Origin of the sequence: Dietzia sp. CQ4 (assembly GCF_014145125.1) — a bacterium.
GTDB classification, from domain to species: Bacteria; Actinomycetota; Actinomycetes; order Mycobacteriales; family Mycobacteriaceae; genus Dietzia; species Dietzia natronolimnaea.
Genome location: NZ_JAALDZ010000133.1, coordinates 25,428 through 33,998 on the forward strand (window position 1 = coordinate 25,428; position 8,571 = coordinate 33,998).

Sequence of the window (8,571 nt, forward strand, 5' to 3'; positions counted from 1 at the left end):
GCCCGCCGCGGACCGGCCGGACCGCCCTCAGTCGCGGGCCGATGCCGACCTGCGCATGACGTGGGTGCGCGCGCTGCCGACACCCGCGAAGCGTGAACGGTCGCAGGTGAGGACGATGACCTGTGACGTGGAGGCCGCGGCGGCGATGACCGCACCCATCGTGAGGCGACGGGAGGGATCGGTGTACCCCATGGTGTCGTCGAGGAACACCGGGACACCGTTGTCCCCCACGAGTCTGGCGCAGGCGATTCTGACGATCACGGCCAGCTGTTCCCTGGCCCCGCCGGACAGGGAGTCGTAGTCGACGGAGACCTCCCCGATCCTCCGGCTGAGAATGGTGAGGTCCTCCCCCAGTCGCACGTCGAACTCGCGCCCGTAGACCAGTCGCCCGAGTTCGACCACCGCCCGGTGGAACGGCTCCTGGTAGGCCCGGAGAGCCTCGGACCGTCGTTGTTCGAGGGTCCGGTAGAGCAGGTCCGCCGCGCGTGCCCGCCGCCACAGGGCGGAGTTCTCCCTCTGCGCGGCCTCGACCTCACGTTCCGCCACCGCGACGTCCCCGAGCCGTCCCTGGTCTCCGATCGCGTTCACCCGACCGAGCGCTGTGGCCACCGCCGACGCGCACTCCCTCTCCTCGGCGACGAGGGCGGCCAGCGAGGCCCGCGCGTTCTCGAGGAGTTCCGGCGGCGCGTCGGCGAGCGTCTCGTCCAGTCGGGCCCGCGCCTGACGCGCGGTCTCCCTTCTGGAGTCCACCTCGAGCGTCGTCCTCTCCACCGCGGCCTCGAGCTCCGCGTCCGGCGTCACGGCCCGTGCGGCGGCGACCGCGTCCTCGCACCCCTGCAGCCGGTCCGCGGCCTCCGCGGCCAACGCGCCCCTGGTGGCGAGGTCGGTTCGCAGAGTCTCGGCCTCGGCCGAGGCGGCCCGATCCTCCGAGCGGCACCTGATCAGGTCCTCCTCCGCCGAGGCCGACTCCGCTGCAGGGTCCGGTGAGTCCCCGTCCCCGGGCCCACCAGGGCCGGCGGGGGCCCCTGCCGATTCCTCGGCGTCCGACCCCACCTCCGCGGCGAGTATCGCGCGTCGTCTCGTCAGATCCTCGGGGGTGTCCCCCCGGAGCAGATCCGTCCTGCGCCGCCGGTGGGCTGCGATCTCGGCTCGGAGCCCCTCCGCCCGCCGTTCCCTCCTCTCGGCCTCGGCGAGCGATCCGCACCCGCTCTCGCGGAGCACCGTCTCGAGTCGGGACCTGGCCGCCGACTCCGCGCGGCGGACGGCCTCGGTGTCGCCGGCGGGGACCACGGTCAGCGACACCGTTCCCACCTCGAACACGGTGTCCTCGACGATCTCGCCCTCCCAGCCCGCGGACGCGTCGATCGTCTCCTCCCCGATTCGGGCCGTTCCCTCGCCGGTCACCGCCACCCTCGGGGCACTGGCCGCACTGCGGACCACGGCTTCGCGCAGGGCCGTGTCCGCGGAGCGGATCCGCTCGACGGTCCCGCCGGGAAGGTCGACATCCGCGAGTTCGGCCTCCTTCTCCGCGAGTTCCCTCCCGACCGTCCCGAGGGTCTCGAGAAGGGAATCGAGGTCGGACAGGTCGGCGCGACGCCGCACCCGGTCGCGCGCGTCCCGCTCGGCGTCGACCAGTGCGCGGGCCCTGGTGACCCGCTCCTCGGCCGCTTCCAGGGCGGCCCGCGCCTCGCTCGCCCTGATCTCGGCCGGCTCCACCCTCCGCGTCGCCGCCTCCGTGGCGGATCGCAGGTCGGTCTCCCTGGTCAGTTCCTCCTGACGCCGTGTGATGAGGTCCGTGCGCTCCCGGTGGAGCCGGCTCGCCGCGTCGTGCGCCACCGTGGCGCGGTCGACCTCCGCCTCCGCGGCCCGGAGGAGCTCCCGGAACCGTGCGACGGTTCGTCCGGCCTCCTCGAGGCGCTCCACCTCCACCTCGACGGCGGCCAGCGAGGATCGCCTGGCGGAGTGGGCGGCGGAGTGGTGTGCGTGCTCGGTCACCGCGGCATCGAGTTCGGACAGCCCCGCCCTGGCGTCGTCCAGCGCCGTGCGTGCGTCAGCCAGCCGGGTCTCCGACCGCGCGAGCTCGCCGGTGGGCTCCCCGCGTCGTGCCGTCAGGTAGCGGTGACGTTCCTCCGCGACCCGGGTGACCAGTGTGTCGTCACCCGTGGGAGCGGCCCCGCCGGCCGCGGCGTCCAGGGCTCGCCGCAGCGACTCCATCCCCTTGCCCGCCTCCACCTGACCGATGGGTTCGTCCTGGGCGATACGCAGCGCTCTCCACAGGGACCTGTCCACCCGGCGGTCCAGGAGGTCCCGCACGTAGTCGTGGGCGTCGTCACCCGTCAGCGCCACCTTCGCGGACTCCGGGAACTCGAGCGACGTGCGCTTGCCGCGCACGAACTCCTTGCGGTACCGCATCCGCTCGCGGTCGATCGTGAACTCGGCCTCCACCACCACCGGGACGTCACGCCCCACAGGGCTCGCGGCCTTGATCTCCGCTCGGCCGGAGGAGGCCTTGTGTTCGAGGAGCATCTCCAGTGCATCCATGAGGCTCGTCTTGCCCGATTCGTTGGGGCCCTCGATCACGAAGACCCCGCGGGGGGGCACCTGCACCTCCTCCCGATCGACGCCTCGGAAGTCCTCGATACACAGCCGGTGCAGGATCACCTCAGGCCTCCGTCCACGAGCCGGTACAGCAGACTGAGCGCATTGCCGGCGTCCTCCGAGTCCGATCCGTTCGACGCCGCCTTCTCCACGAGATCCTGAACCGCGCGCCCGGCATAGCCGTCCACGAGGTCGGTGAAGTCCGAATCCTCCGCGCGGACCACCAGGTGGGTGAGCCGCTCTCGCAGGTATGCGGCCGCGAACAGCTCCGCCCACGTCTCCAGGAGATCGTCGATCCTCGCACGCAGGGCCACCCCGACGGTCCCGGTGAGGCCCAGCTTGAGGACCGTCCTGGGTTTGTCCTCGATCGCCTCGATCCGCTCGGCGAGGGCGTCGAGGTCCGACTCGGTCTCGATCTCCGCGGTGATAGCGAGGAAGGACCACCGTCCGGTCCGGACGGGTGTCACCACACAGTCACCCCGGCCGCCGGTGGGGCTCCGCGTCCCGAGCTCGACGAGCAGAGCCTGACCGGACGCCCTCTCGACGTCGTCGAACGCCGTGGTCTCGGGGCTCCCCGAGAACCAGATCCTGTCGCCGGCACCGACACGGGTGACCGAGTGCCTGTCGCCGAGGGCCACGTAGTCCAGGTGTCCCGACCCGACGGCGCTCTCGAGCTCCGCGACGCGGATCGCCTCGACGGACGGCGAGTCACCGCCGTAGACCTCGTCGGTGCCGCCGTGCGCGACGAGGATGCGCAGGGAGTCGGTCGGGCCCAGGTCGGCGAGCAACGCGGGGAGACGGGCGGGATCCGGGCGCTTGGAGGTCCACGGGACCCCCACCACCTCGACCCCGGGGCGTATCTCCACGGGCTCGGAGTCGCAGATGACGGTGACGGCCCCGCCGTCCACGGCCGAGGAGAAGTCCCGGCACCTCAGTACCGACGACACGTCAAGCGGATCGTGGTTCCCGGGGAGGATCAGTACAGGTACCGGGAAGGCCGCGAGAACCTCCGCGGCACGGAGCACGACCGATCGGGGAACGGCGTTGTCCTCGAACGCGTCGCCCGCGACCACGACGAACTCGGCGCCGTGCTCGAGCGCGATGTCCCCCAACGACGCCACCGCGGCGAGCCGGTCCGCCGTGTACACCGCCTGTGACTCGGTCCCGAGGAATCGCCGTGTCATCCCCAGCTGCCAATCGGCCGAGTGGAGGAATCGGATCGTGTCGCCGTCCCGTCGCCTGTCCATGGCCGCATCGTAGGTGGGGGCTCCGACAGTGCTGCGGCGGGATTCGCCGACCGGGTGGATCACGGGCGCTGATCCCCCGGCCGATACCGGCTGAACGCGTCGAGGAAGTCCTCCAGGTCGGCCACCACCCGCAGTTGTTCGAGTGGATCCCCGGTCGCGGCCGCGGCGAGTCTCCTGGTGACCGGTGCGTCCAGGAGATCCTCCAGACCCGCCGGGGCGGTGGTGGGGACGGCGGGGAGAAGTGGATCGCGGCCCCACAGGCTCTCCTCCACGTCGAAGGCGACCGCGCCGACGTCCCCGTCCGCGGTCCCCCCCAGCACGGCGCCCACCGTCTCGGCCCTCAGTCCCCGGAGTGCGAACATCACCTCAGGGGTGGCGTCCCACCACTCCACGAGCACGTGGGCGGCGGACAGGACGTGTCGACACGGGCCCGGCTGGACCGGGCACCGGCACGAGTACCGGGTGGCGCCGTGGACCGCCGGGAGCAGGAGGAATCCGACCGTGTCGGAGAAATCCCCGGAGAGCGCGCCCAGCACTCCTCCCTCCTCGCGGCGGAGCGCCGTACGGAGCGCGTCGGTGTCCGTGGCGTCGAGCGGGGCGAACTCGAACTCCACGGAGAACGGGTCCGGTTGACTGCCGTCGACGTCGCACCGCACGATCCGGCCGGAGTGCTCCAGGGAGAGCACCCTGCCGTTGCGCGCGTCCTTGCGGCCGAGGAACGCCTCGCCGCGGCTCACGCCGGATTCGAGGTCCGAGGACCACCGCCGACTCCACATGTGCGACCCGAACGGACCCGCCTTGGACCTGGTGGGGATCCCGCCTCTCCCGCTCACGTCTCGTCCGTCCCCTCGTCGGTCAGCGCGACGAGTGAGGCCAGATCGGCGTCTGTCAGCTCGGTGAGCACACCCGCGAGGGGGCCGAGCGTCAGATCCGCCAGCTCGCGCTTGGACTCGAGCAGCTCGTCTATCCGGTCCTCCACCGTCCCGGGCGCCACGAGGGTCCGCACCTGGACCACCCGGGTCTGCCCGATCCTGTGGACGCGATCCGTCGCCTGGTTCTCCACCGCGGGATTCCACCACCGGTCCAGATGCACCACGTGATTGGCCTCGGTCAGCGTGAGCCCGGTCCCGCCCGCCCGGAGGGAGGCGAGCATCAGCGGTGGGCCGTCCGCGCTCTGGAACTCCTCGACCATCGAGGCCCGACCACCCGCGGTGACACCGCCGTGGAGGAACGGGACCCCGGTCGCCGCCCGGCGCTCCAACAGCGGGAGGACCAGATCTCCGAAGGCACGGTACTGCGTGAACAACAGGACCTTCTCCCCCGCGTCGAGGATCTCGGTGAGGACCTCGTCCAGTGCCGCGAGCTTTCCGGACCGGTGTCGCCCACCCCGCAGCAGCGAGGACCCGTCGCCGAGGTAGTGCGCAGGATGGTTGCACACCTGTTTGAGCGCGGTGAGACCGGACAGGATCGCACCCTTGCGGGCCGCACCCTCGGAGTCCCTGACCTGCTCCATCATGTCCTCGACGACCGCCTGGTACAGGGTCGCCTGTTCACGGGTCAGTGGTGAGTCGACCCTGATGTGTTGCTTGGCCGGCAGATCCGCGGCCACGAGCGGGTCCGACTTGAGTCGGCGCAGGACGAACGGGGCCGCCAGGGCACGCAGCCGGGTGGCCGCGGCCTCGTCTCGGTGCGATTCGATGGGGACCGCGAACCGGGCGCGGAAGGTACTGGCCGACCCGAGCAGCCCCGGGTTGGCGAAGTCGAACACCGCCCGTAGTTCGTCCAGCCTGTTCTCCACCGGGGTCCCGGTCAGCGCGATCCGGTGCCGCGCGGGGATCGATCTGATCGCCCGGGACACCGCGGTCGCCGGGTTCTTGACCGTCTGCGCCTCGTCCGCGACCAGACGCCGCCACCTCACCCCGGTGAGCAGGTCGACGTCACGAGCTGCGGTGCCGTATGAGGTCAGGACGAGGTCGGAGTCCGCCATCCTCTCGGCCGCGCCCTCACCTCGGTCCCGACCCTGTCCGTGATGGACGTGGACCCGGAGGTCCGGCGCGAACGTCGACGCCTCGCGGGCCCACGTGGCGACCAGGGTGAGCGGCGCCACCACCAGTGTCGGTCCGGACCTCCCGGCCGCGTGTTCGACCGCGGTGAGCGCGAGCACCTGCATCGTCTTGCCGAGACCCATGTCGTCGGCCAGGACCGCCCCGGTATCGGCCCGGGAGAGCGCCGAGAGCCACCTGACACCGTCCAGTTGGTACGGACGCAGGGTGGCCCGGAACCAGTCCGGGAGCACGACCGGGGACGACGACGAGGGGATCCAGTCGAGGGTGCCCGGCGACCGGACCTCGACGCCCTCCGCCTCCTCGGACATCAACGCCCCGACCAGAACGGGTGCGGTCGTCCGCTGGCCACGCCTGGCGGCGAGGAAGCGGGCCGCCCGCCGGAGCGCACCCGGGTCCGCCCGGACCCACTGGCCGCGGAGCTTGACCAGGTCCGACGCGGCGTCGAGCAACATCCGGGCCTCGGTGGCGTCCAACGGGTTGTCGTCGACCACCAACTCCCAGTCGACGTCCGCCAGCTGTTCGAGGCCCAACCGGTGCCCCGAGTCCACCGACTCGGTCCCGGGCTCCTTGACGGCCAGCCTGACCGCTGTCCTGATCCTGGTCCAGGCCCTCGGCAGCAGGACCTCGACCCCGCGGCCCCGGAGTGCCTCCACCCCCTCGTCGACCAGGTCGACCACGAGATCGGTCGGCAGGAGCAGGTCGGGAACACCGGCCGCCTGGGTGGCCCGTGTCAGCGGCGGCCACGAACGGACGGCCCGGTCGACCACGTCGCGAACCGGTTTGTCCACGGAGGAGGTGTCGTCGAGGTCGGAGAACGGGCGGAGCGAATCGGCGCCCGTCCGGACCAACACCTGCAGCCGCCAGAGCACACCGGGATCCCGGGACCGCTCCCCCGGCGAGTCGTCAGCCGGGTCGTCGTCCACGGCGTGGCCAGGCATCGCGGCGCGGTCCACTTCGGCGTCGTCGGAGGGTTCGACCACCCGGAACACCACCTCGACGTCCTTCGCGGCGGCCGCCCGGCCGAACTCCCGTACGGCATCGGCCAGGCCCTGACCGCCCGAGGTCACCTGACCACCGGTGACCAGTGCGTCACCGAGATCACTGTGGCGGTCTGCCGCCAGGGGTGCCAGCGCGGTGCGGGCGTGGTGGTCCGCCAGCTCGGACAGCAGCCGGACCAGCTCCTCGCGGGTGGCGACCAGCCCGTGGCTGCGCTGGAGGCTCTCGGTGGTCCACGCCCCGATCACCGGTGAGGCGACCAGATCCCAGGACGCCTCCCACGCCCCGTCCATGCGGGTGAGACACGGGACCACGTGGCCCGCGGCCACGAGCGCCGCGACACCCGCGGACAGGGCGGAGAACGCCCGCAGTCCCGACCCGACCCACGTGTCCTCGGCCCCGAGGAGTCGACACAGGTCGATCGCGGCGCCGACGGAGATCCGGATCCCGGGCACCGTCGCCGATCTGGCCCTGCCGTCCACGACGGCACGGATGCCGATCCGGTGGGACAGCCTGTAGCCGGAGAGGAACTCCACCACCGCATCCGGGGCCCCGGCACGGCCCACGGCCGTCACCGCGGCAGCCGGCGCCACCGAGTGCGGTCGACGCAACCCCGTGTCGCACCACAACCCCACGACCCCGGACTGCCACACGGCGTGGAGACGGGGATCGGCGGACTGGGTCACGACGACATGTAAGCACGCCCGTCCGACACGGCACTCCGGTGCGGTGCCGGGCCGGGGCCCCGACGGCCCTTCCACACCCCGGTTACCCACACCCCCGGCGCCTCCACAGGCCCGGGACCGGGACCACCGTCTGACGGCCTCCGGGGGCGTGGGGCCACCCATAATCGCCCCGTGACCGACCACGTGCCCGCCGGACCCCGACCCGGGGCATCCGGGCGGGTCGTCCCCCCGGTCGGCCCCAGGGCACTCGGCCTCACGCTCGCGATCGTGGCGGCGATCTGCGGCGTGATGTGGTGGGGCGACCCGCGGGCCTCGGCCCCCGGCAGCCCCGGACGGGACCTCGTCGAGCCCCTGCTCGAGCGGGTCGACGTGGTCCCCGAGCGGGTCACGGTGCCCGGGTACGAGCGGGCGTGTTCCGGGGCGTCGGCGTGCGTGTTCGGTCCGGCCTGGAGCGACGCGACGGGAGCACCGGGTTCGGGGAACGGCTGCTCGACGCGCCACGACGTGCTGGCCCGAGACCTCCGGGGGGCCACGCCGGAAGCCGCGTCGGGGTGCTCCGTCGACGGCGGGATCCTGGTGGATCCCTACACCGGCCGGGTGGTCGATGTCGGGGCCTCCGGTCTCCGGGGGATCCACGTGGATCACGTGTTCCCCCTCTCCGCGGCATGGGACCTCGGAGCGTGGAGTTGGTCAGCCGAGCGGCGCGCCGCGTTCGCCAACGACGTCGACCGCAACCTCCTCGCGGTGACCGGGTCCGTGAACAGCAGGAAGAGCGACCTGACGCCGGAGGAGTGGATCCCCCCGGACCCCGGCAGGCACTGCTTCTACGCGGCCCGATACCTCACCGCGGCGGTCGCGTACGGCCTTCCGGTGACCCAGGGCGACCTGGAGGTACTGCAGGAGGCGGTACGCCGCTGCCCTCCCGGCCGGTGACGGTGGGAGGGCAGCGGCGTGGACCCGCCCGGGTCGGGACCAGGC

5 protein-coding genes are annotated in these 8,571 nt (G+C 72.5%); 1 reads left to right on the forward strand and 4 read right to left on the reverse strand.

The window, feature by feature from the left end:
- Window positions 1–27: 27 nt before the first annotated feature.
- The 4 genes from G6031_RS08520 to G6031_RS08535 are packed head-to-tail and all read right to left on the reverse strand — an operon-like array spanning window position 28 to window position 7,593.
- Entirely contained in the window at window positions 28–2,661 is a 2,634-nt protein-coding gene (locus G6031_RS08520; RefSeq protein ID WP_182653012.1) for an AAA family ATPase, read from the reverse strand.
- Complete coding sequence (locus tag G6031_RS08525) at window positions 2,658–3,845, reverse strand: DNA repair exonuclease (RefSeq protein WP_182644935.1); 1,188 nt, start codon at window positions 3,843–3,845, stop codon at window positions 2,658–2,660. The genes G6031_RS08520 and G6031_RS08525 overlap by 4 nt, the downstream gene beginning before the upstream one ends.
- Window positions 3,846–3,904: 59 nt before the next feature.
- A complete protein-coding gene (locus G6031_RS08530; RefSeq protein WP_259848322.1) occupies window positions 3,905–4,678 on the reverse strand; it encodes a hypothetical protein in 774 nt (257 codons plus the stop codon).
- Window positions 4,675–7,593, reverse strand: a complete 2,919-nt coding sequence (locus G6031_RS08535; RefSeq protein WP_182653013.1) for an SNF2-related protein — start codon at window positions 7,591–7,593, stop codon at window positions 4,675–4,677. Before G6031_RS08535 ends, G6031_RS08530 begins: the two co-directional genes overlap by 4 nt.
- A 171-nt stretch (window positions 7,594–7,764) precedes the next feature.
- On the opposite strand from G6031_RS08535, the gene G6031_RS08540 reads away from it, so the two are divergent.
- A complete protein-coding gene (locus G6031_RS08540) occupies window positions 7,765–8,526 on the forward strand; it encodes a DUF1524 domain-containing protein (RefSeq protein ID WP_182653014.1) in 762 nt (253 codons plus the stop codon).
- Window positions 8,527–8,571: the final 45 nt, after the last annotated feature.

Bases quoted from the DNA above. Each gene is read 5' to 3' on its own strand.
- G6031_RS08525 (WP_182644935.1), bottom strand. From the start codon at position 3,845: ATGGACAGGCGACGGGACGGCGACACGATCCGATTCCTCCACTCGGCC.